Origin of the sequence: Bradyrhizobium zhanjiangense (genome assembly GCF_004114935.1) — a bacterium.
Lineage (GTDB): Bacteria > Pseudomonadota > Alphaproteobacteria > Rhizobiales > Xanthobacteraceae > Bradyrhizobium > Bradyrhizobium zhanjiangense.
This window is the reverse complement of record NZ_CP022221.1, coordinates 299,096-319,962: the sequence shown is the minus strand read 5'-3', so window position 1 is coordinate 319,962 and position 20,867 is coordinate 299,096. Positions and strand designations below refer to the sequence as shown.

20 protein-coding genes, 1 tRNA gene and 1 pseudogene are annotated in these 20,867 nt (G+C 63.8%); 11 read left to right on the top strand and 11 right to left on the bottom strand.

What is annotated here, in order from left to right:
• The first annotated feature begins 83 nt into the window (after positions 1-83).
• The 6 genes from lptC (at position 84) to ptsN (ending at position 5,981) form a co-directional block, all read left to right on the top strand.
• Entirely contained in the window at positions 84-818 is a 735-nt protein-coding gene (gene lptC / locus XH85_RS01505; RefSeq protein WP_128930441.1) for an LPS export ABC transporter periplasmic protein LptC, read from the top strand.
• Between the two features lie 5 nt (positions 819-823).
• Positions 824-1,534, top strand: coding sequence for an LptA/OstA family protein (locus tag XH85_RS01500; protein ID WP_164940038.1), 711 nt, complete (start codon positions 824-826; stop codon positions 1,532-1,534).
• A gap of 247 nt (positions 1,535-1,781) precedes the next feature.
• Positions 1,782-2,792 carry an LPS export ABC transporter ATP-binding protein gene (gene lptB / locus XH85_RS01495; RefSeq protein WP_128930439.1) on the top strand — a complete coding sequence of 337 codons (1,011 nt, stop codon included), beginning with the start codon at positions 1,782-1,784 and terminating at the stop codon, positions 2,790-2,792.
• A gap of 90 nt (positions 2,793-2,882) precedes the next feature.
• Positions 2,883-4,517 carry an RNA polymerase factor sigma-54 gene (gene rpoN / locus XH85_RS01490; protein ID WP_128930438.1) on the top strand — a complete coding sequence of 545 codons (1,635 nt, stop codon included), beginning with the start codon at positions 2,883-2,885 and terminating at the stop codon, positions 4,515-4,517.
• A gap of 189 nt (positions 4,518-4,706) precedes the next feature.
• Positions 4,707-5,309 carry a ribosome hibernation-promoting factor, HPF/YfiA family gene (gene hpf, locus XH85_RS01485; protein ID WP_128930437.1) on the top strand — a complete coding sequence of 201 codons (603 nt, stop codon included), beginning with the start codon at positions 4,707-4,709 and terminating at the stop codon, positions 5,307-5,309.
• Between the two features lie 210 nt (positions 5,310-5,519).
• On the top strand, positions 5,520-5,981 hold the full coding sequence (gene ptsN / locus XH85_RS01480) for a PTS IIA-like nitrogen regulatory protein PtsN (RefSeq protein ID WP_091882367.1): 462 nt from the start codon (positions 5,520-5,522) through the stop codon (positions 5,979-5,981).
• 414 nt (positions 5,982-6,395) lie between these two features.
• On the opposite strand, the gene XH85_RS01475 is transcribed toward ptsN, so the two are convergent.
• The 8 genes from XH85_RS01475 to XH85_RS01435 all read right to left on the bottom strand — a co-directional run bounded on the left by XH85_RS01475 (position 6,396) and on the right by XH85_RS01435 (position 13,836).
• Positions 6,396-6,668 (bottom strand): BQ00720 family protein, encoded by a 273-nt coding sequence (locus XH85_RS01475; protein WP_035704148.1) that lies wholly within the window; start codon positions 6,666-6,668, stop codon positions 6,396-6,398.
• A gap of 50 nt (positions 6,669-6,718) precedes the next feature.
• On the bottom strand, positions 6,719-7,144 hold the full coding sequence (locus XH85_RS01470) for an Hsp20 family protein (protein WP_091882361.1): 426 nt from the start codon (positions 7,142-7,144) through the stop codon (positions 6,719-6,721).
• 310 nt (positions 7,145-7,454) lie between these two features.
• On the bottom strand, positions 7,455-8,537 hold the full coding sequence (locus tag XH85_RS01465; protein ID WP_128930436.1) for a sn-glycerol-3-phosphate import ATP-binding protein UgpC: 1,083 nt from the start codon (positions 8,535-8,537) through the stop codon (positions 7,455-7,457).
• Between the two features lie 20 nt (positions 8,538-8,557).
• Positions 8,558-9,406: a sn-glycerol-3-phosphate ABC transporter permease UgpE gene (gene ugpE / locus XH85_RS01460; protein ID WP_128930435.1), complete on the bottom strand. Its 849-nt coding sequence runs from the start codon at positions 9,404-9,406 to the stop codon at positions 8,558-8,560.
• Positions 9,406-10,287, bottom strand: a complete 882-nt coding sequence (ugpA, locus tag XH85_RS01455; RefSeq protein WP_128930434.1) for a sn-glycerol-3-phosphate ABC transporter permease UgpA — start codon at positions 10,285-10,287, stop codon at positions 9,406-9,408. Before ugpA ends, ugpE begins: the two co-directional genes overlap by 1 nt.
• Positions 10,288-10,336: 49 nt before the next feature.
• Entirely contained in the window at positions 10,337-11,653 is a 1,317-nt protein-coding gene (gene ugpB / locus XH85_RS01450; RefSeq protein ID WP_128930433.1) for a sn-glycerol-3-phosphate ABC transporter substrate-binding protein UgpB, read from the bottom strand.
• Between the two features lie 381 nt (positions 11,654-12,034).
• Positions 12,035-13,240, bottom strand: coding sequence for a CaiB/BaiF CoA transferase family protein (locus XH85_RS01440; protein WP_128930431.1), 1,206 nt, complete (start codon positions 13,238-13,240; stop codon positions 12,035-12,037).
• A 170-nt stretch (positions 13,241-13,410) separates the two neighbouring features.
• Entirely contained in the window at positions 13,411-13,836 is a 426-nt protein-coding gene (locus XH85_RS01435) for an organic hydroperoxide resistance protein (protein ID WP_128930430.1), read from the bottom strand.
• Positions 13,837-13,990: 154 nt separating this feature from the next.
• Between XH85_RS01435 and XH85_RS01430 the strand changes: the two genes are divergently transcribed.
• Complete coding sequence (locus XH85_RS01430; RefSeq protein ID WP_128930429.1) at positions 13,991-14,452, top strand: MarR family winged helix-turn-helix transcriptional regulator; 462 nt, start codon at positions 13,991-13,993, stop codon at positions 14,450-14,452.
• Between the two features lie 15 nt (positions 14,453-14,467).
• Here XH85_RS01430 and XH85_RS01425 read toward each other — a convergent pair.
• The 3 genes and pseudogenes from XH85_RS01425 to XH85_RS01415 all read right to left on the bottom strand — a co-directional run bounded on the left by XH85_RS01425 (position 14,468) and on the right by XH85_RS01415 (position 15,464).
• Positions 14,468-14,703 (bottom strand): annotated as a pseudogene (locus XH85_RS01425) (GIY-YIG nuclease family protein).
• 182 nt (positions 14,704-14,885) lie between these two features.
• A tRNA-Ala gene (locus tag XH85_RS01420) sits at positions 14,886-14,961 on the bottom strand.
• Positions 14,962-15,056: 95 nt separating this feature from the next.
• The gene (locus XH85_RS01415) at positions 15,057-15,464 is read right to left on the bottom strand and encodes a TIGR02300 family protein (RefSeq protein ID WP_128930428.1); all 408 of its coding nucleotides are present in this window, start codon (positions 15,462-15,464) and stop codon (positions 15,057-15,059) included.
• Between the two features lie 156 nt (positions 15,465-15,620).
• Here XH85_RS01415 and aroA point away from each other — a divergent pair, with 156 nt between their 5' ends.
• The 4 genes from aroA to sppA all read left to right on the top strand — a co-directional run bounded on the left by aroA (position 15,621) and on the right by sppA (position 20,816).
• Positions 15,621-16,958: a 3-phosphoshikimate 1-carboxyvinyltransferase gene (gene aroA / locus XH85_RS01410; RefSeq protein WP_164940037.1), complete on the top strand. Its 1,338-nt coding sequence runs from the start codon at positions 15,621-15,623 to the stop codon at positions 16,956-16,958.
• Positions 16,955-17,593: a (d)CMP kinase gene (cmk, locus tag XH85_RS01405; protein WP_128930426.1), complete on the top strand. Its 639-nt coding sequence runs from the start codon at positions 16,955-16,957 to the stop codon at positions 17,591-17,593. The genes aroA and cmk overlap by 4 nt, the downstream gene beginning before the upstream one ends.
• 264 nt (positions 17,594-17,857) lie before the next feature.
• Entirely contained in the window at positions 17,858-19,564 is a 1,707-nt protein-coding gene (rpsA, locus tag XH85_RS01400) for a 30S ribosomal protein S1 (protein WP_164934835.1), read from the top strand.
• A gap of 271 nt (positions 19,565-19,835) precedes the next feature.
• Positions 19,836-20,816 (top strand): signal peptide peptidase SppA, encoded by a 981-nt coding sequence (gene sppA, locus XH85_RS01395; RefSeq protein WP_128930425.1) that lies wholly within the window; start codon positions 19,836-19,838, stop codon positions 20,814-20,816.
• The last annotated feature ends 51 nt before the right edge of the window (positions 20,817-20,867 follow it).

Sequence of the window (20,867 nt, the reverse complement as noted above, 5' to 3'; positions counted from 1 at the left end):
TGTCGCCGGCTGCATATTTCGGCGGCGCCGGGTACAATGGGGCGCCTTCGACTGGACAAGGTTAGCGACACGCTGGAGCAGCGGTGAACTCGGCCCAGAATCCCACCTACGACGCCGCGCTTGCGGCGAAGTTTGCCAGCGCGGCGCGCCACAGCCGCCTGGTGCGGATTCTGCGTGTCGCGGTGCCGGGCGCGGTGCTGCTGTCCATGGCCGCCATCGTCGGCGTGTCGGTCTTCAATCCGTTCCGCATGCTGATGCCGAAGCTGCCGCTCGATTCCGGAAACATGGTGGTGTCGGGCACCAAGATCACGATGGAATCGCCGCATCTCGCCGGCTTCACCCCGGACCAGCGGCCCTACGAGCTCTGGGCCAAGACCGCGACGCAGGACATCACCGACCCCGATCATGTCGATCTCGCCGATCTGCGCGCGAAGGTCCTGATGGAGGATCAATCCACCCTGTTCCTCGACGCTCGCACCGGCCGTTTCGACAACAAGCAGCAGCAGCTCGATCTGCACAAGGACATCTTGCTGCGTACCTCCACCGGCTACGAGGCGCGGCTGAACTCCGCCTTCGTCGACATGAACAAAGGCACGGTCACTTCCGACGAGCGCGTCGACGTCAAGCTGACCAACGGCACGCTGACTGCGGACCGGCTGCGGATCACTGAGGGCGGCGATCTCATCCGCTTCGAGGGCAACGTGGTGATGCACCTCGACAAGCTGGACGACACCGCCGCCGCGCAGCCTGCGCCACCCGATCCAGCGCCACCTGCGAAGACGCGCACGCCTCAGAACAAGTCTGCCAATTCAAAGTGATTTTCATGATCAGTTTTTTTTCGCGCAACGACAACAAGCGGAGCGCCATCATCAACGCGGCCGCGCTTGCCGCCGCTGTCGTGCTGATGGCAACAGGTGGCGCGGTCGCACAGAGCACGATGCAAGGCGTGCCCAACGCGATGCAGGGCTTTTCGCAAAACCGCGATCAGCCGATCCAGATCGAGGCCGCCTCGCTCGAGATGCGCGACAAGAAGAAGGAGGCGACCTTCGCCGGCAATGTGAAGGTCGTGCAGGGCGACACCACCATGACCTCGAAAACGCTTGTGGTGTTTTACGAGTCGAGCGGCGGCGATAAGCCGGCCACGCCGCAGCCCGCGGCGAAGGGCGCGAAGGCGGCGCCGATGCAGTCGGCAACGCCCGGTCCGGGCGGCAGCTCCGCGATCAAGCGGCTGGAGGCGCGCGGCAATGTCGTGGTCACCCAGAAGGACCAGGTGGTAACGGGCGAGACCGCCGTGTTCGATACCAAGACCAACCTCATCACCATGATCGGCGGCGTGGTCTTGACGCAGTGCAAGAACGTGCTGCGCGGCGACCGTCTGATGGTCGACATGACGACCGGCGTCTCACGTGTGGAATCCGACAGCGGCCGCGTCCAGGCCCTGCTGCCGCAGGGCGGCAGCAGTGATTGCGGCCAGGGCGCCAAACCCGGCACGGCGCCGCCTTTGCAGTTACCGGGCGCAAGTAAACAAAAGTAAATTCAAGCACTTGTGTCGGATGCTCCCGATCCGAGGTTGAAGCTTGCCCGGCAAGACTGTATCTAGCGCGAAGGGCTTTCGAAGCGGGGTTCGCCGCTTTTCGGGCGTGTTTCACTGGGCATGAGACATCCCTTCACCCATGCTGCACCGGCGGATCACAAGGCCGGGGTGGCAGATCGCGGGATCACGCGCGGATCATCGTGCAGGATTGTCGTGCAGGATCGTCGTGAAAGGCTAGAAGGCGGGGATGGTCGATCTCTTCAGCATGTTCCGTCGGCGCCCCGCCAAACGCGGCCGGCCAGGGTTTGCGCGTCAGGACATCACCGCGCTCGGTGACAACGTTGGCGGTCTCGTGACCAGCCCAGTGCGGGACGCGCCGCCGCTCGCCCGTGACCAGGCGATGCGGGCGCCCGACCAATTCCAGGGCGACTACCAGGCCGACTATCAAGCCGAGCCGCCGCGTCCGCAGGCGGTTCACCCCGTCAGGGCCGCCAGCAGGTCCAATGGCACGGGCGGACCGCAGCTGCTGCGGCGGCCGGGCTTCCTGGCTGTGCATAGCGTGGAAAAGGCTTTTGGCAGCCGCCAGGTCGTGCGCGGCGTCAGCATCTATGTGCGCCGTGGCGAAGCCGTCGGCTTGCTCGGCCCGAACGGCGCCGGCAAGACCACCGTGTTCTACATGATCACCGGCCTGATCAAGGCCGATCGCGGCGCCATCGAGCTCGACGGCCACGACGTCACGAAACTCCCGATGTATCAGCGCGCGCGGCTCGGCATCGGCTATCTGCCGCAGGAGGCCTCGATCTTCCGTGGCCTCACCGTCGAGCAGAACATCCGCGCCGTGCTCGAAGTGGTCGAGCCCTCGCGCAAGAAGCGCGAGCAGCAGCTCGATTCGCTGCTCGACGAGTTCAACATCACGCGCCTGCGGAAATCGCCGTCGATCGCGCTATCAGGCGGTGAGCGCCGCCGCGTCGAGATCGCGCGCGCGCTGGCGACGCGGCCGAACTACATGCTGCTCGACGAGCCCTTCGCCGGCATCGATCCGATCGCGGTCGGCGACATCCAGGACCTCGTCCGCCATCTCACCAATCGCGGCATCGGCGTCTTGATCACCGACCACAATGTGCGCGAGACGCTCGGCCTCACCGATCGTGCCTACATCGTCTATGCCGGTGAAATCCTGACCGAGGGTACCCCGGATGAGATCGTCGCCGATCCAGACGTGCGCCGGCTTTACCTTGGCGAGGAATTCCGCCTCTAGCCCGTTTTTGCGTTTCGTCAAGACGTGTACATCTGGCCCGGACTAGGATAAGCAAAAATCGGACCAATTTTTGGGAACGGTTCTTGCTTCATGGCGCTCACGCAGAGATTAGAGTTCCGGCAATCGCAGTCGCTGGTCATGACGCCGCAGCTGATGCAGGCGATCAAGCTGCTGCAATTGTCCAATCTCGATCTCACGACCTTCGTGGAGGAGGAACTCGAGCGTAACCCGCTGCTGGAGCGGGCCAATGACGAAGCCGGCGGCGAAGCTTCCGCCGACGCCGGCCAGTACGGCGAGGAGGCCCGCGGCCAAGACGATGGTAACGGCGACAGTTTTGGCGACGACGGCTTTGGTGGCAGCGCGGAGGCCTTCGAGCCCGGCCAGGAAGAATGGATGAGCAAGGATCTCGGCACCCGCGCCGAGATCGAGCAGACCCTGGACACCGGCCTCGACAACGTCTTCTCCGAGGAGCCGGCCGAGGCGGCTGCGCGCAATGCCCAGGACGCCGCGCCGACGACCTACACCGAGTGGGGCGGCGGCGCCTCCGGGGATGAAGACTACAATCTCGAGGCCTTCGTCGCCGCCGAGATAACGCTCGCCGACCATCTCGCCGAGCAGCTCTCGGTCGCCTTCACCGCGCCGGCGCAGCGCATGATCGGCCAGTACCTGATCGACCTCGTCGATGAGGCCGGCTACCTGCCGCCGGATCTCGGCCAGGCCGCCGAGCGTCTCGGCGCATCGCAACAGGATGTCGAGGACGTCCTTGCCGTGCTGCAAAAATTCGATCCGCCCGGCGTCTGCGCGCGCAATTTGAGCGAATGCCTGGCAATCCAGCTGCGCGAGCTCGACCGCTACGATCCGGCCATGCAGGCGCTGGTCGAGCATCTGGATCTCCTCGCCAAGCGCGACATCGCGTCCTTGCGCAAGCTTTGCGGCGTCGACGACGAGGACATCGCCGACATGATCGGCGAGATCCGCCGCCTCAATCCCAAGCCCGGCATGAAGTTCGGCTCGGCGCGGCTCCAGACCATGGTGCCCGACGTCTATGTCCGCCCGGGTCCCGACGGCGGCTGGCACGTCGAACTCAACAGCGACACCCTGCCGCGCGTGCTGGTCAACCAGACCTACTATTCCGAGCTGTCGAAGAAGATCGGCAAGGACGGCGACAAGTCCTACTTCACCGATGCGCTTCAGAACGCGACCTGGCTGGTGCGCGCGCTCGACCAGCGCGCCCGCACCATCCTGAAAGTTGCAACCGAGATCGTGCGCCAGCAGGACGGCTTCTTCACCCATGGCGTGGCACACTTGCGGCCGCTCAATCTCAAGGCCGTCGCCGATGCCATCCAGATGCATGAATCCACGGTGTCGCGCGTCACCGCCAACAAATACATGGCGACCAATCGCGGCACGTTCGAGCTGAAATATTTCTTCACGGCCTCGATCGCCTCGGCCGACGGCGGCGAGGCGCATTCCGCCGAAGCCGTTCGCCACCACATCAAGCAGCTGATCGATGCGGAAGAGCCCACGGCGATCCTGTCGGATGACACCATTGTGGAACGCTTGCGCGCCTCGGGCATTGATATTGCCCGCCGCACGGTCGCGAAGTACCGCGAAGCCATGCGTATACCATCCTCGGTGCAACGCCGCCGCGACAAGCAGAGCGCTCTTGGTAACGTCCTCTCCACCGCAATGTCCGATCGTTCCCGCAACACCGAGCCGGCCTGATTGCGCCGGGGCGAAATCGCGCTACTCTCACCTCCCCATTGAGACCGATCCAAGCATGCGCATGATCCGGAAAAGGTTTTCCCTCCCGACAAATGCGGAACGCGTTTGCGGGGAGATCATGCGCAGGGAACAACTTCAGCTGCGGTGATCCGTCATCGCAGCTGAGGTGCAAACCAAGCGAGGCATCACATGACTCTCCGGATTTCGGGCAAGAGCATCAACGTCGGCGAGGCCCTGCGCGGCCGTGTTGCCGACCGCACCGACGAGGTGCTGCGCAAATATTTCGACGGCAACTATTCCGGCCACATCACGCTGAGCAAGGACGGCTTCGGCTTCCGCACCGATTGCGCGCTGCACCTCGATTCGGGAATCACCCTGGAAGCCGATTCGAACGCGCCGGATGCCTATGCCAGCGCCGACCAGGCGCTGCTGATGATCGAGAAGCGGCTGCGCCGCTACAAGAACCGCCTCAAGGACCGTTCCGCCCGCAAGGCCCATGCCGCCACCGAGGCGATGGCTGCGCTCAATGCCACGAGCTATGTGCTCGAGGCGCCCGAGGGCGAGGACGAGGTCTCCGGCTACAGCCCCGTGATCATCGCGGAGCAAACCACCTCGCTCAAGTCGCTGTCGGTCAGCGAGGCCGTCATGGAACTCGACCTGAGCGGGGCGCCTTGCCTGGTGTTCCAGCACGGCTCCTCGGGCCGGGTGAACATCATTTACCGCCGCGCCGACGGCAATGTGGGCTGGATCGACCCTCCGGGCGGCAAAACAGACCGCAAGGTGGACGGTTAATGGTCCCGTACCCTCCGCAAGCCCTAACAATGACCGTGGGCAAAGCCGCACGCGGGAGTTGGCACCGGGATTGCGTTGGAGTAGAAGCGCCCCACATCAGGACCGGGGCTAAGTCCCCCTCCTGCTTCATGTTATTGACACCGGCTCAGCTTGGTCTTCCAAGATGGCCAAATCGGAACCTGACGGTTTAATTCACCTCGGAAAGCTTCCATGCCGATTACCGATCTGGTCGCACCCGAGGCGATTCTCCCGGCATTGAAAGTCAACAGCAAGAAGCAAGCCTTGCAGGAACTCGCGGCCAAGGCCGCCGAGCTGACCGGGCAGAACGAGCGCTCCGTCTTCGAAGTGCTGCTTCAGCGCGAAAAGCTCGGCACCACCGCAGTCGGCTATGGCGTCGCCATTCCCCACGGCAAGCTGCCCAAGCTCGACAAGATCTTCGGCCTGTTCGCGCGCCTCGATCGTCCGATCGATTTCGAATCGATGGACGGCCAGCCGGTCGATCTCGTCTTCCTGCTGCTCGCTCCCGAAGGCGCCGGCGCCGACCATCTCAAAGCCCTCGCCCGCATCGCCCGCCTGCTGCGCGACCAGGACATCGCCAAAAAACTCCGCGCCTCGCGTGACGCCCAGGCGATCTATTCGGTGCTGGCGCTGCCGCCGGCGACGGCGGCCTGATCTATTTCGTCATTGCCGACTAGCGAGAGAGCGTCGCAACTCGCTCCCGTGCCCCGGACGCAGCGCAGCGCTTCCCTCGCGATGCGAAGCATCGTCGAGTACGGTGCGCCGCAGAGCTGGGGCCCATGTCTCCACATTGTGCGTGTTGCTTTCTGGGTCCCGGCTCTGCGCCGCAACGCTTCGCGCTGCACCGCGTCCGGGACACGAGAGTTGAGCACCTTGTAGGCTCACACTCCGTCATTGCGAGCGAAGCGAAGCAATCCAGAATCTTTCCGCGGAGGGATTCTGGATTGCTTCGTCGCTTCGCTCCTCGCAATGACGATGCCGAGACGATATCGCTCGAAATGAAAACGGGCACGCCTTCGCGTGAAGGCATGCCCGCTTGAAACTCTATTCGTGCGAACGCGCGTGCGCTCAGTGCACGCTCACCGCTTGCAGCTCGTTGCTCCAGGCGTTGGCGATCGCGGCTTCCCGGCTGTCGGTCAGCATGATCGGCGTGCCGTCGGCGGCGTGGAGCGCGAAGAGCTTGAGGCCCGGCGCAATCTTGGGCGCCTCGGGGAACAGGTCCGGCACGTCCTCGGAGCGGATCTGCTTCACATAGGCGATATGACCTTCGCCGAGTGTTGCCAGCGTCTCCGGAGAGACATTCTTGGCTTCATATTCGAACGCAACGTGACCTTCACTCATGGTCTCGACTCCTCTGGAACACTAAGCGGTCGAGTCCGCTACTCGTTCCATTATTCGTGCTCATTGATAGCGATTGTCTTAACGATCCTCTCCGGTTCAGGCCGGGCCAGATCGATCGACAACAGCCCGTTCTTCAGATCCGCGCCCAGCACCTGCATCCCCTCCGCCAGCACGAAGGTGCGCTGGAAGTGGCGCGCGGCGATGCCGCGATGGATGTATTGCCGGGTCTTGTCGTCCTGCTGCCGCCCGCGGATCACGAGCTGGTTTTCCTCAATGGTTACATCGAGTTGGTCGCGGGTGAATCCGGCGACCGCCAGCGTGATGCGCAAACGCTCGGGCTGGCCATCCGCGCGGTCGCACCTCTCGATATTGTAGGGAGGATAACCGTCGGCGCCTTTGACGACCCGATCGAGCACGCGCTCGATCTCGTCGAAGCCCAGCAGAAAGGGACTGGAGAGCGTTGGAACACGAGACATAGTTTACAAAGTCCTCGCAGAAGCGACTTTGGTGTTTCAGGGCCCGGAAGCGGCACCCCTTGGTCAGCAATATGGGCATATCCCCAAGGCGGTTCAAGCAGGTAGCCGGGGAGGCTGTGGATGGGCCTTTCCGGTCGTCATGGCCGGGCTTGTCCCGGCCATCCACGATCTTACCCGCGGCGCCAAGAACGTGGATGCCCGGGACAAGCCCGGGCATGGCGAGTCTCGATTTATCGTAACGAAAACAAGCCCCTTCTACTGTGCATGGGGTTGTTTTCGCACTTTTTGGTTGGCCGGCCCCTGGAACCGGTCAGGCCTCGATCCGCTTGCGCCCGTCGCCGCTGAACAGGTGCAGCTTTTGGCGCACCGCCGCGACGCGGATGTTCTGGCCGATGGCGGGGGCCTCGGTTCCGGGAATGCGGACGATGACCTCCCCCGGCGGCAGCTCGCCGGGGGTGGCGGCGACGCGCTGCTCCTCCTGCTGGCGCGAGCCGTAGACGAAGGTTTCGGCACCGACGCGCTCGATCGCCTCAACGGTGAGCGGCAGCGCTACGCCGCCGGCCGGGGTCTGGTCGGTGATGACGAAATCCTCCGGGCGGATGCCTAGGATGCCGGCCTCGCCTACACCATTGAGCTGCGATCTGATCTCGTCAGGGCGCGTCGACATCAGATTCATCGGTGGTGCCCCGATGAAGGAGGCGACGAAGGTGGTGGCCGGCTTCTCGTAGATCGCGAGGGGGGTGCCGACCTGCTCGACCTGGCCGCCGTTCATCACCACCAGGATGTCGGCGAGCGTCATCGCCTCGAGCTGATCATGGGTGACGTAGATCGACGTGGTGTTGAGGCGGCGCTGCAATTTGCGGATCTCGACCCGCATCGCGATGCGCAGCTTGGCGTCGAGATTGGACAGCGGCTCGTCGAACAGGAACACTTTTGGCTGGCGCACGATGGCGCGGCCCATGGCGACGCGCTGGCGCTGGCCGCCGGAGAGCTGGCGCGGCTTGCGCTCGAGCATGGCGGAGAGCTCGAGCACGCGCGCGGCTTCCTCGACGCGGGTCTTGATCTCGGCTTCCGCCATGCCGCGGTTGCGCAGGCCGTAGGCCATGTTGTTGTAGACGCTCATATGCGGATAGAGCGCGTAGTTCTGGAACACCATCGCGATGTCGCGATCGGCCGGCTCGATCTGGTTGACGACGCGGCCGCCGATGTCGATCTCGCCGCCGGTGACGGTCTCCAGCCCCGCGACCATGCGCAGCAATGTGGACTTGCCGCAGCCCGAGGGGCCGACCAGTACGCAGAACTGGCCGTCGCCGACATCGACGTCGACGCCCTTGATGGCTTCGAAGCCGCCGGGATAGGTCTTGCGGACGCTGCGCAGGGTGACGTTAGCCATGAAAACTCATTTCCAAGAACCTACTTTTCCGTCTCGACCAGTCCGCGCACGAACAGCTTCTGCATGGCGACAACGACGAACACCGGCGGCAGCATGGCCAGCACGGCGGTTGCCATCACGATCGGCCATTCGGTGAGTGCGTCGCTGGTGGTGATCATCTTGCGGATGCCGATCTGGATCGTCTGCATGTCGTCGCGGGTGGTGATCAGCAGTGGCCAGAGATATTGATTCCAGCCGAGGATGAACAGGATCACGAACAGCGCCGCCATGTTGGTGCGCGACAGCGGCAGCAGCGTATCCCAGAAGAAGCGCAAGGGGCCGGCGCCGTCGATGCGCGAGGCTTCCAAAAGTTCGTCCGGCACCGTCATGAAGAACTGGCGGAACAGCAGCGTTGCGGTGGCCGACGCGATCAGCGGCAGCGACAGGCCGGCATAGCTGTCGAGCATGTGCAGATCGGCGACGATCTTGTAGGTCGGATAGATGCGCACCTCGACCGGCAGCATCAGGGTGATGAAGATGAGCCAGAAGATCGGCATCCGGAACGGAAAGCGGAAATAGACGATCGCATAGGCTGAGATGATCGAGATCGCGATCTTGCCGACCGCGATCAAGAGCGCCATCACCAGCGAGTTCAGCATCATGTTGCCGACTGGCTCGCGGGTCGAGCCGCTCGTGCCGACGAAGATGGTCTGGTAGTAAGTCTGGAAGAAATGGCCGCCGGGCAGCAGCGACATCTGTCCGTTCGCTATCAGGGCGTTGTCCTGGGTCGAGGCGACGATCGCGATGTAGACGGGGAACGCGACGATCGCGATCCCGATCCAGAGGATGATATGAGCGACGTAGCGCCTGATGCCCTCTTGCTCGACCATCAGTAGGTCACCTTGCGTTCGACGAAGCGGAACTGGATTCCGGTCAGCACGATCACCATGATCATCAGGATCACCGATTGCGCCGCGGAGCTGCCGAGATTGCCGCCGAGCAGGCCGTCGGAATAGACCTTGTAGACCAGCGTCTCCGTCGACTTGCCGGGACCGCCGCGGGTCATGGTGTCGATGATGCCGAAGGTGTCGAAGAAGGCGTAGACGATGTTGACGACCAGCAGGAAGAAGATGGTCGGCGACAGCAGTGGGAACGTCACGGTCCAGAATCGGCGCATCGGGCGCGCGCCGTCGATCGCGGCCGCCTCAAGCACGCTTCTCGGGATGCTCTGAAGGCCGGCGAGGAAGAACAGGAAGTTGTAGGAGATCTGCTTCCAGGCGGCGGCGAGGATGATCAGCGTTGCGGCCTGGTCGCCGTCTAGCAGCGGATTCCAGTCGACCCCCAAGGCGCGCACATAGCGCGAGAGCACACCCAGCGAGGGGTGCAGCATGAAGATCCAGAGCACGCCGACGACCGGCGGCGCCACCGCATAGGGCCAGATCAAGAGCGTGCGGTAGAGCATCGAGCCGCGCAGCGGCTTGTCCGCCATCACCGCTAGCAGCAGCGCAAACGACAGCGACGAGACTGCGATGGCGAACGAGAAGAAGAAGGTCCGCACGATCGCCTCGAAATAGGCGCGGTCCTTCAGAAGTTCGAGATAATTGTCGAACCAGACGAAGCTGGTCGAAAGACCGAAGGCGTCCTGGAGCAGGTAGGACTGGATCACCGCCTGCAGGGCCGGCCAGTAGAAGAAAATCAGGACGATCGCGAGCTGCGGCGCAACCAGCGCGTAGGGCAATAGCTTCGATTGGAAAATGGCTTGCTTTTGCATGATGCCCGCAGGAGCGGCAGGCCGGGTTACCGGCCTGCCGCTGATCGCCTCACTTGACGGCGGTCTTTTCGAACTGGCGCAGCATCGTGTTGCCGCGCTCGACGGCGGCATCCAGCGCCTGCTTGGCGGTCTTCTTGCCGGCGAGCGCCTGCTCGATCTCTTCCGACCAGACGTCACGGAGCTGAACCATGTTGCCGAGGCGCAGGCCGCGGGAGTTCTCGGTCGGCTCCTTGTTGGTCAGCTCGAGCAGCGGGGTCTCGAGATAGGGCTGATCCTTGTAGAAGCCTTCCGCCTTGGCCTTCTCATAGGCCGCCTTGGTGATCGGCAGATAGCCCGAGGCCTTGTGGATGTAGACTTGGCGATCGGTGTCGGAGAGGAAGCTCAGGAACTTCGCGACACCCTTATAATCGTCGGCCGACTTGCCGCCCATGACCCAGAGCGAGGCACCGCCGATGATCGAGTTCTGCGGCGCGCCCTTCACGTCGGGATAGTAGGGCATCGGGACGGCGGTGAAGTTGAACTTGGCCTGCGCCTTGACGTTGCCGAAGAATGCCGAGGAGGTCAGATAGAGCGGGCATTCGCCTGACGTGAAGCGGCCTTCACCGGTGTTGGTGCGGCCGGCATAGTCGTAGGTCTTGTCCTTCTGGAGCTCGACCAGCTTCTCGAGGTGCTTGACCTGGACCGGGCTGTTGAACTCGAGCACGGTGTCGAAACCGTCGAGGCCGTTGGCCTTGGTCGACAGCGGCACGTTGTGCCAGGCGGAGAGCTGCTCGAGATTGACCCAGGTGACCCAGGAGTTTGAGAAGCCGCAGGTCGGATGGCCGTTGTCGTGCAGCTTCTTGGCGGCGTCGAACACCTGCGGCCAGGTCTTCGGGATCTCGACATTGGCCTTCTTCAGTTCGTCGAGATTGACCCACATCACCGTCGACGACGAGTTGAAGGGGAAGGACAGCATCTCGCCCTTCGAGGTCGAGTAGTAACCGGTGATCGCGGGCAGATAGGCCTTCGGATCGAATTTCTCGCCGGTCTCGGCCATCAGCTTGTACACCGGCTTCACCGCGCCGGTCGCGGCCATCATGGTCGCGGTGCCGACCTCGAACACTTGCATGATGTGCGGGGCGTTGCCGGCGCGGAAGGCGGCGATGCCGGCGTTCATCGTGTCGGCGTAATTGCCTTTGTAGGTCGGGATCACCTTGTAATCGCTCTGCGATGCGTTGAAGTCGTTCGCGAGCTTGACGATGACGTCGTTGTTGGCGCCGGTCATCGCGTGCCACCACTGGATTTCAGTCACGGCCAGGGCCGGCGAGGCCGACAAGCCAACCGTGATTGCAACAGCTGCAGCCGCACCAAAATGTCGAAGAGCCATCAAGAAAACCTCCCTTGCCCGTCAATAAAGAGGCGCTTGCGCTAGCAGCGCCATATGACGTTCACATGACTGTGTAAGCGGCCGAAACGAAAGCGGCAAGCGCTGGAAAAGGGAAGCCGGAAAATAGGCGAAGACGTGCGTGCGACCGCGCCGCAGCATTTGGTTGGCGGCGAGCGGATCGATCAGCAGAGCTGGTAGCTCGTGGCAATGCGTGCGGCCGCAAACTCGAAAACCTCTCCCGCTTGCGGGAGAGGTCGCGCCGAAGGCGCGGGTGAGGGCTCTCTCCGCTTGGGGATTGTCCCGTTTTGGAGACACCCTCCCCAGTCTCCCCCGCAAGCGGGGGAGGGAGCGGACCGGCGCCGCCGCTCAATCTCTCTTATCTCAGCGCTTGCGCTCGGGGCCGCAGACCACGCCTTTTTCGACCATCGCGTCGATCTCCGTCTTGGAGTAGCCGAACTCGCCCAGCACCTCCGCCGAATGCTGGCTGAATTTCGGCGGCAGGCGGCGCAGGCTGGGCTTGCTGCGATCGAGCCGGATCGGCGAGGCCACGCCCTTGTACCAGTCCTTCTCGATGATATCGCCGTGCGCGATCGTGTGCGGGTTGGTCAGCGCCTGGTCGATTTTCTGCACCGGGCCTGCCGGCAGGCCGGCCGCGAGCAGGCGATTGCACAGCGGCTCGGCCTCGTGCTGGCTGAATACCGCGGCGAGCTCGGCGCGCAGCGCCTCGCGATTGGCGATGCGGTCCTTGTTGCGGGCAAAGCGCGGATCGGTGCCAAGCTCGGGCTTGCCGATCTCCTTGGCGAGCTTGCGGAAGGTGCCGTCATTACCGACCCCGATGAAGATGTTGTCGGTTTTCGTCGGGAAGATCGCGTAGGGCACGAGGTTGGGATGCTCGTTGCCGGTGAGCGAGGGCGGCTTGCCATGCATGAAATAATTCGCGGTGTGCGGATGCATGATGGCAAGGCCGGTCTCGTACAGCGTCGTCTCCAGGAACTGGCCCTGGCCCGAACGCTGGCGCTCCGACAGCGCCATCAGGATGCCGATCGCCGCATAAAGGCCGGTGGTGATGTCGACCAGCGGCACGCCGATCCGCATTGGGCCGCTCTCCGGTGAGCCGGTCGCGGCGATCATGCCGGTCATGGCCTGGATGATGGCGTCATAGCCGGGATTGCCGCCGCGCGGGCCGTCGGCGCCGAAGCCGCAGATCCGGCAATGCACGAGACGCGGGAATTTTGCGCGCAGCACTTCGTTGCCGATGCCCCATTTCTCAAGGGTGCCCGGCTTGAAATTCTCGATCAGGACGTCGGCCGTCTCCAGCATCTTCAGCAGCACGGCACGGCCGCCCTCGGAGGCGAGGTCGAGGCCGATCGAGCGCTTGTTGCGGTTGATGCCGACGAAATAGGCCGCGTCCTCCTCGTGGAAGGGAGGGCCCCATTCGCGCACCTCGTCGCCCGCGGGCGGCTCGACCTTGATGACGTCGGCGCCATGGTCGGCGAGGATCTGGGTGCAATAGGGACCGCCGAGCACGCGCGTGAGATCGATGACGCGCAATCCACTCATGGCACCTGTGGCGGCTTCAGAACTCATGCCTTCGCTTCCCCTGTGTCGACGTGTGATCACAGGCCTAGCGAGGTTCGTGCAGGCCAGCAATGGCCCCGCGCGTAGGGCCGTATGCACGCCTCAATCCCGCGAAGTGGGAAATCCACGGAAGCGGCCGGCCCGAGGGGGATCTCGGGCCAGCCAATCCGCACTTCCGGTCAGATGACCGTCAGGCGAACGTCGACATTGCCGCGCGTGGCGTTGGAGTATGGGCACACCTGGTGCGCCTTCTCGACCAGCGCCTCGGCCTCGGCGCGGGCCAGGCCGGGCAGCGAGACGGCCAGATCGATGTCGAGACCGAAGCCGCCCTCGGAGCGCGGGCCGATGCCGACGGTCGAGGTGACGGAGGCGTCGGCGGGGACCTTGGGGCCGCCCTGCGAAGCCACGAACTTCATCGCGCCGATGAAGCAGGCGGCATAGCCGGCCGCGAACAGCTGCTCGGGATTGTTGCCGGCGCCGCCGGCGCCGCCGAGCTCCTTCGGCGTGGTCAGCTTGACGTCGAGCGCGCCGTCGAGGGTTGCGGCATGGCCGTCGCGGCCGCCGGTCGCCTTGGCACTGGTCTTGTAGAGGACGTTCACGGACATTTTCATCTCCCTGGGGGTTCGGGTGGGCGCGATCTGTATCGCAGACAATTAGATTGTGCGCAATCTAATTTGTGGTGCCTCACATTTAATTGTTCGCAATTGAATATGCGGCCGCCCGGCCCCACAATGCGGGGCAAATCCCGTGAGATTCGCCATGGCCCGGAAACCATCGGCAGCGGACGCGCCGCTGCGGCTCGACAACCAGATCTGCTTCGCGGTCTATTCGGCCGCGCATGCCTTCAACCGCGTCTACAAGCCGCTGCTCGAGCGGCTCGGCCTGACCTATCCGCAATATCTGGTGATGCTGGTGCTGTGGGAGCGCGACGACGTGCCGGTGAAGGACATCGGCGAGAAGCTGTTCCTGGATTCGGGCACGTTGACACCGCTGCTCAAGCGGCTCGAGGCCGCCCAACTCGTCAAACGCACCCGCTCGAGCGAGGACGAGCGTCAGGTGCTGATCGCCCTGACGCCGCAGGGCTACGCGCTGAAAGACAAGGCGCGCAGCGTGCCGCAATCGATTCTGGCGGCGTCGGACTGCTCGGTGCCGGAACTGGTCGCGATGAAGGACGAGATCGTCGCGCTGCGGGATAGGCTTAATGCGGTGATCGGGGAGTAGGGGCAGTTAGAGCGACTAGAAGTGCTTCTTCGCGAACGCGCGCCCCGAGCCAGATTTCAAGTATCGTTCGAATGCGACAGCGCGTGCGGCGTCATCGAACGCGAAATAAGTTCGTATTCGGCAAGCCCGTATTTCGACGTGTGAGGCACCTCGCCGGCGTTATGCTTTGCCAGACGCGCCCGTAGATCGTCGGTGATGCCGACGTAGAAGTGCTCGGAATCGAGACTTTCGAGAATATAGACGTACTTCATCGCGCTTCCTCCCTGGAGGGTAGGATAGCAGCTTCAAGACATGCCTAGGATGTTGCCGTGGTGGTGATCGCGGATAGAGTCCGCCGCCGCCCTTCGGGCTATGGCGGGACAGCCTTCGCTCACTTCGCTACGAGGGACTTCCCTAGGCTTGCCCAGCCGAAGCTCGCGAAGCGAGCGAAGGCTGGTGGAGCCAGGCGGGATCGAACCGCCGACCTCTTGCATGCCATGCAAGCGCTCTCCCAGCTGAGCTATGGCCCCTTAACCTTAGACCGGGGTGAATCTGGTGGATCACCCCAACCGGCGAGCCCTAGCGACTCGCGCGGTGCACCCTTTTTCACAGATCAGGGCTGATCTCAAGTCTCTTCATCACCTCCGACATCACCAATGATGTCGGTCACGTCCTCATCGCCCTCTTCCTCGTCGGCAATGAAGGTCGAATCATCGTCATCGTCGTCGTCGAGGGTCTCGTCGACCTCGATATCGTCCTCCGATTCGGGCACGACGGCCTTGACCTTGCCGGTGTTCTCCTCGGCATCGGCCTCCTCGAGCGACACCAACTCCTCGGCCTCTGCCGGCTCCGGCGCGGTGTCCTGGGCCATGCTGCGGGCTTCAGTGCCGCGGGACGCACGTGCGGGAGCGATGGGGGCGATCGGCACCACCTCGCCGGTATAAGGCGAGATCACCGGATTCTTGTTGAGGTCATAGAATTTCTTGCCCGTGGTCGGGCAAATACGTTTGGTTCCGAGTTCGGACTTGGCCACGGCAGGAATCCTGGGAATGTCTGAAAAGCGGTGTTTCACTTGGCTAGTTGGCGGCCCGCTGTCAATAGCGCATTACGGAAGAACGACATGCCCGTGACGGGGCGCGGACCATGTGGTACCTGCGGCCCAGCCTTCAAGGCATCCAAGGACACAATCTTGACCCATTCCGACCAACCGAGGCCGCTCCAGTCTCGCGCCAGCGGCCCCCTGACCGGGAAAGTACGGGTGCCCGGCGATAAGTCGATCTCCCACCGTGCCCTGATCCTGGGTGCGCTCGCGGTCGGCGAGACCAAGATTTCGGGGCTGCTCGAGGGCGAAGACGTCCTCAACACCGCCAAATCGATGCAGGCGCTGGGCGCCAGGGTCGCGCGCACCGGCGATTTCGCGTGGACGGTGAACGGCGTCGGTGTCGGCGGCTTCGCCCAGCCCAAGGGGGCGCTGGATTTCGGCAACTCCGGCACCGGCTGCCGCCTGGTCATGGGCGCCGTTGCGGGGTGCCCGATCTCGGCGGTGTTCGACGGCGACGCCTCGCTGCGCAGCCGCCCGATGCGCCGGATCCTCGACCCGCTCGAACAGATGGGCGCCAGGGTCGTATCAGGCGGCGAGGGCGGCCGTCTGCCGCTGACCCTCCAGGGCGCGCGCGATCCGCTGCCGATCACCTACAAGACCCCGGTCGCTTCGGCCCAGATCAAATCGGCCGTGCTGATGGCGGGCCTGGCTGCGCCCGGCACCACCACGGTGATTGAGACCGAGGCGAGTCGCGACCACACCGAGCTGATGCTGAAGCATTTCGGTGCCGACATCACATCGGTGCAGGAAGGCCAGCACGGCCGCCGCATCACGCTTCAAGGCCAGCCTGAGCTGCACGGTGCCACCGTCGTCGTGCCCGCCGACCCCTCCTCGGCGGCTTTCCCGGTCGTTGCGGCGCTGATCGCCGAGGGCTCCGACGTCATCCTGTCGGATGTCATGACCAATCCGCTGCGCATCGGCCTGTTCACCACGCTCCGCGAAATGGGCGCCTCGATCGAGGAAAACGACATCCGTCGCGATGCCGGCGAGCCGATGGCGCAATTGCGCGTGCGCGCCTCGAAACTGCGCGGTGTCGAGGTGCCGCCGGAGCGCGCGCCGTCGATGATCGACGAATATCTGGTGCTGGCGGTCGCAGCCGCCTTCGCCGAAGGCACTACCATTATGCGCGGCCTGCAAGAGCTGCGCGTCAAGGAATCCGATCGGCTGGAAGCCACGGCTGCCATGCTCCGCGTCAACGGCGTGAAGGTCGAGGTCTCCGGCGACGATCTGATCGTCGAAGGCCGCGGTCATGTGCCCGGCGGCGGCGTTGTTGCCACCCATATGGATCATCGCATCGCGATGTCCGCGCTGGTGATGGGTTGCGCGTCCGATCAGCCGGTGAGCGTCGACGACACTGCCTTCATCGCCACCAGCTTTCCGGATTTCATTCCGATGATGCGTTCGCTAGGGGCCGAGTTTTCATGATCATCGCCATCGACGGGCCCGCGGCCTCCGGCAAGGGGACGCTCGGCAAGCGCCTCGCCCACCATTACGGTTATCGTCATCTCGATACCGGCGTAATCTATCGTGCGGTGGCTTACGAGCTGATGCAGTCCGGTCACGATCTCCGCGATGAAGCCGCGGCGGTCGCGGCGGCGCTGGAGCTCGACCCCGAAAAGTTCGGCAATCCCGCCCTGAAGACCCAGAAGGTCGGCGAGGGGGCCTCCATCGTCTCGGCGATCCCTGGGGTCCGCGAGGCCCTGGTCAATTTCCAGCGGCAATTCGCCGCTGATCCGCCCGGGGCCGTGCTCGATGGCCGGGACATTGGAACCGTGATCTGCCCCCATGCCGACGTGAAGATTTTCGTCGTCGCCGATCCCAAGGTCCGCGCCCATCGCCGGACCATGGAGGCGAGGGCGCGGGGGGAGGAGGCGGACGAGGCGGCCGTGCTCGCCGACATCGTCCAGCGCGACGAGCGCGACAAGAACCGGCTGATTGCGCCTTTAAAACCGGCCCCGGATGCTCACTTGCTTGATAACTCCCAACTGGATATAGAAGGCGGCGTCCGGGCCGCCATCGACATTATCGAGGCCGTCCGAGCGGGCCGGTCGCGGGGTTAAGCCGCAGCCGTCATTGGAGGAAGCGCCCGCTCCCGCTCTTTGAGGTCGATAACCTTCGGTCCCTGATGGGACCGGCGCGATCCAGGCCCCGGACAACGATTCCACGTATCGAACGCGCGGGCCTCAGCCGGCCCGCTTCCGCAGTTCCGGCGCCGAGCCGGAGCAGCGAGCGGTCGCTCGAAGGTCTTGCGGACCTTCCGACACTGCGTGTGCGATGCGCCCATGAACCCAACGGCCGGCAAGACATCCGCAACTGGAGAACAAATGGCTTCGACTTCTGCTGATACCTATAGCCCCTCGCGCGACGATTTCGCCGCGATGCTCGACGAGTCCTTCGCAGGTGGCAACCTGCAGGAAAGCTCCGTCGTCAAGGGCAAGGTGGTTGCAATTGAAAAGGACATGGCCGTCATCGACGTCGGCCTGAAGACCGAGGGCCGCGTGGCCCTGCGCGAATTTTCCGGCCCCGGCCGTGACAGCGACCTCAAGGTCGGCGACGAGGTGGAAGTGTTCCTCGATCGCATCGAGAACGCCCTCGGCGAAGCCGTGTTGTCGCGCGACAAGGCGCGCCGCGAAGAGAGCTGGGGCAAGCTCGAGAAGGCGTTCCAGAACAACGAGAAGGTCAACGGCGTCATCTTCAACCAGGTCAAGGGCGGCTTCACCGTCGACCTCGACGGTGCCGTGGCCTTCCTGCCGCGCTCGCAGGTCGACATCCGTCCGATCCGCGACGTCGCGCCGCTGATGAACAACTCGCAGCCGTTCCAGATCCTCAAGATGGACCGCCGCCGCGGCAACATCGTCGTGTCGCGCCGCACGGTGCTGGAAGAGACCCGCGCCGAGCAGCGCCAGGAGTTGGTGCAGAACCTCGAAGAGGGTCAGGTCATCGACGGCGTGGTCAAGAACATCACCGATTACGGTGCGTTCGTTGATCTCGGCGGTATCGACGGCCTCCTGCACGTCACCGACATCGCCTGGCGCCGCGTCAACCACCCGACCGAGGTGCTCTCGATCGGTCAGACCGTGAAGGTCAAGATCATCAAGATCAACCACGAGACGCATCGCATCTCGCTGGGCATGAAGCAGCTCTTGGACGATCCGTGGCAGGGCATCGAAGCCAAGTACCCGCTGGGCGCCCGCTTCACCGGCCGCGTCACCAACATCACCGACTACGGGGCGTTCGTCGAGCTCGAGCCGGGCATCGAAGGCCTGATCCACGTCTCCGAGATGTCGTGGACCAAGAAGAACATGCACCCCGGCAAGATCGTCTCGACCTCGCAGGAAGTCGATGTGCAGGTGCTGGAAGTCGATTCCGTCAAGCGCCGCATCTCGCTCGGCCTCAAGCAGACCATGCGCAACCCCTGGGAGGTCTTCGTCGAAGGTCACCCGACCGGTTCGGTGGTCGAGGGCGAGGTCAAGAACAAGACCGAGTTCGGTCTGTTCCTGGGCCTCGAAGGCGACGTCGACGGCATGGTCCACCTCTCCGATCTCGACTGGAAGCTTCCGGGCGAGCAGGTGATCGACAACTACAAGAAGGGCGACATGGTGAAGGCCGTGGTGCTCGATGTGGACGTCGAGAAGGAGCGCATCTCGCTCGGCATCAAGCAGCTCGAAGGCGACCCCTTCGCCGAGCCGGGCGATGTCAAGAAGGGCGCGGTCGTGACCTGCGAAGTGCTCGAAGTGAAGGAGAGCGGCATCGAGGTGAAGATCGCCGGTACCGACTTCTCGACCTTCATCAAGCGCTCCGAACTCGCCCGTGACCGCAACGACCAGCGTGCCGAACGCTTTGCCGTCGGCGAGAAGGTCGACGCCCGCGTGATCCAGTTCGACAAGAAGGCCCGCAAGGTCCAGGTGTCGATCAAGGCGCTCGAAGTCGCCGAAGAGAAGGAGGCCATCGCGCAGTACGGCTCCTCCGATTCGGGTGCGACGCTCGGCGACATCTTGGGCACCGCGCTCAAGAACCGCGACAACAAGTAAGCGAAACGCAGGTTTCGCTGACATCAAAGCCCCGGCGCGAGCCGGGGCCTTTTTGTTACGCTTGTAGCCCGGATGGAGCGCAAGCGTAATCCGGGGTCGTTGCCTCACGGACGGACTGTCCCGGATTTCGCTGCGCTCCATCCGGGCTACGCACCTACCGCGGTCACAGCCTTGTTTTCTTCAAATTGCGCCGCAATTGATGTATCCAGATAAGCCGATAGTCACGCTGTGACGGCACAACGCGTCTAGCCATTCATTTGGAGATATTCCGATGTCGCTCGATTCGGACATCATCGTCGATCGCCGAAGGATCCGCCGCAAGCTGACGTTCTGGCGCGTGATGGCCGCGTTGATCGCGATCGCGGCGATCGCGAGCTTCGCGCTGATCGCGACGCCAGGTGCGCGCGGCACGTTCGCATCTGCCGGGTCGATCGCGCGCGTCCACATCGAGGGCCTGATCCGCAGCGATTCCGATCGCACCCAGGCGCTGGAGCGGCTGGAGAATTCGCAGGCCGCGGCCGTCATCGTTCACATCAACTCGCCGGGCGGCACCACCGCCGGCTCCGAGCAGCTCTACGATTCGCTCACCCGGTTGAAGGCGAAGAAGCCGCTCGTCGTCGTGGTCGAGGGCCTTGCCGCCTCCGGCGGTTACATCACCGCGATTGCGAGCGACCACATCATCGGCCAGCAGAGCTCGCTGGTCGGCTCGATCGGCGTGCTGTTCCAGTATCCGAACGTCACCGAGCTTTTGAAGACCATCGGCGTCAAGGTCGAGGAGGTGAAGTCGTCGCCGCTGAAGGCCGCGCCTAACGGTTTCGAGCCCACCAGCCCCGAGGCCCGCGCCGCGCTCGATGCGCTGGTGAAGGACTCCTACGCCTGGTTCAGGGGATTAGTGAAGGAGCGGCGTGGCATGGATGACACGCAGCTCGAGAAAGTTGCCGATGGCCGCGTCTTCACCGGCCGCCAGGCGATCGATCTCAAGCTGATCGATCAGATCGGCGACGAGAAGACGGCCGTGACCTGGCTGGTCGAGCAGAAGGGCGTCAAGAAGGGGCTCAGCGTGCGCGATTACAAGCTCCAGCCGCGCTTCGGCGATCTGCCGTTCCTCAAGACGGCCGCCGCCGTAACGCTGGAAGCGCTGGGTTTAGGCTCGATTGCGCATCAAATCGGGCAGGCCGGCGTCGCACAGGCGGTCGATCGGTTCGGAATGGATGGAATGCTGGCCTTGTGGCAGCCGGCCGCGTCAAACTGACGGGAACTGGGCGAGTCCCAGATGTTTTTCCCGCGGGGCGAGTGCCGGGTC

Bases quoted from the DNA above. Each gene is read 5' to 3' on its own strand.
- XH85_RS01500 (WP_164940038.1), top strand. From the start codon at position 824: ATGATCAGTTTTTTTTCGCGCAACGACAACAAGCGGAGCGCCATCATC.
- lptB (WP_128930439.1), top strand. From the start codon at position 1,782: ATGGTCGATCTCTTCAGCATGTTCCGTCGGCGCCCCGCCAAACGCGGC.
- rpoN (WP_128930438.1), top strand. From the start codon at position 2,883: ATGGCGCTCACGCAGAGATTAGAGTTCCGGCAATCGCAGTCGCTGGTC.
- hpf (WP_128930437.1), top strand. From the start codon at position 4,707: ATGACTCTCCGGATTTCGGGCAAGAGCATCAACGTCGGCGAGGCCCTG.
- ptsN (WP_091882367.1), top strand. From the start codon at position 5,520: ATGCCGATTACCGATCTGGTCGCACCCGAGGCGATTCTCCCGGCATTG.
- XH85_RS01475 (WP_035704148.1), bottom strand. From the start codon at position 6,668: ATGAGTGAAGGTCACGTTGCGTTCGAATATGAAGCCAAGAATGTCTCT.
- XH85_RS01470 (WP_091882361.1), bottom strand. From the start codon at position 7,144: ATGTCTCGTGTTCCAACGCTCTCCAGTCCCTTTCTGCTGGGCTTCGAC.
- XH85_RS01465 (WP_128930436.1), bottom strand. From the start codon at position 8,537: ATGGCTAACGTCACCCTGCGCAGCGTCCGCAAGACCTATCCCGGCGGC.
- ugpE (WP_128930435.1), bottom strand. From the start codon at position 9,406: ATGGTCGAGCAAGAGGGCATCAGGCGCTACGTCGCTCATATCATCCTC.
- ugpA (WP_128930434.1), bottom strand. From the start codon at position 10,287: ATGCAAAAGCAAGCCATTTTCCAATCGAAGCTATTGCCCTACGCGCTG.
- ugpB (WP_128930433.1), bottom strand. From the start codon at position 11,653: ATGGCTCTTCGACATTTTGGTGCGGCTGCAGCTGTTGCAATCACGGTT.
- XH85_RS01440 (WP_128930431.1), bottom strand. From the start codon at position 13,240: ATGAGTTCTGAAGCCGCCACAGGTGCCATGAGTGGATTGCGCGTCATC.
- XH85_RS01435 (WP_128930430.1), bottom strand. From the start codon at position 13,836: ATGTCCGTGAACGTCCTCTACAAGACCAGTGCCAAGGCGACCGGCGGC.
- XH85_RS01430 (WP_128930429.1), top strand. From the start codon at position 13,991: ATGGCCCGGAAACCATCGGCAGCGGACGCGCCGCTGCGGCTCGACAAC.
- cmk (WP_128930426.1), top strand. From the start codon at position 16,955: ATGATCATCGCCATCGACGGGCCCGCGGCCTCCGGCAAGGGGACGCTC.
- rpsA (WP_164934835.1), top strand. From the start codon at position 17,858: ATGGCTTCGACTTCTGCTGATACCTATAGCCCCTCGCGCGACGATTTC.
- sppA (WP_128930425.1), top strand. From the start codon at position 19,836: ATGTCGCTCGATTCGGACATCATCGTCGATCGCCGAAGGATCCGCCGC.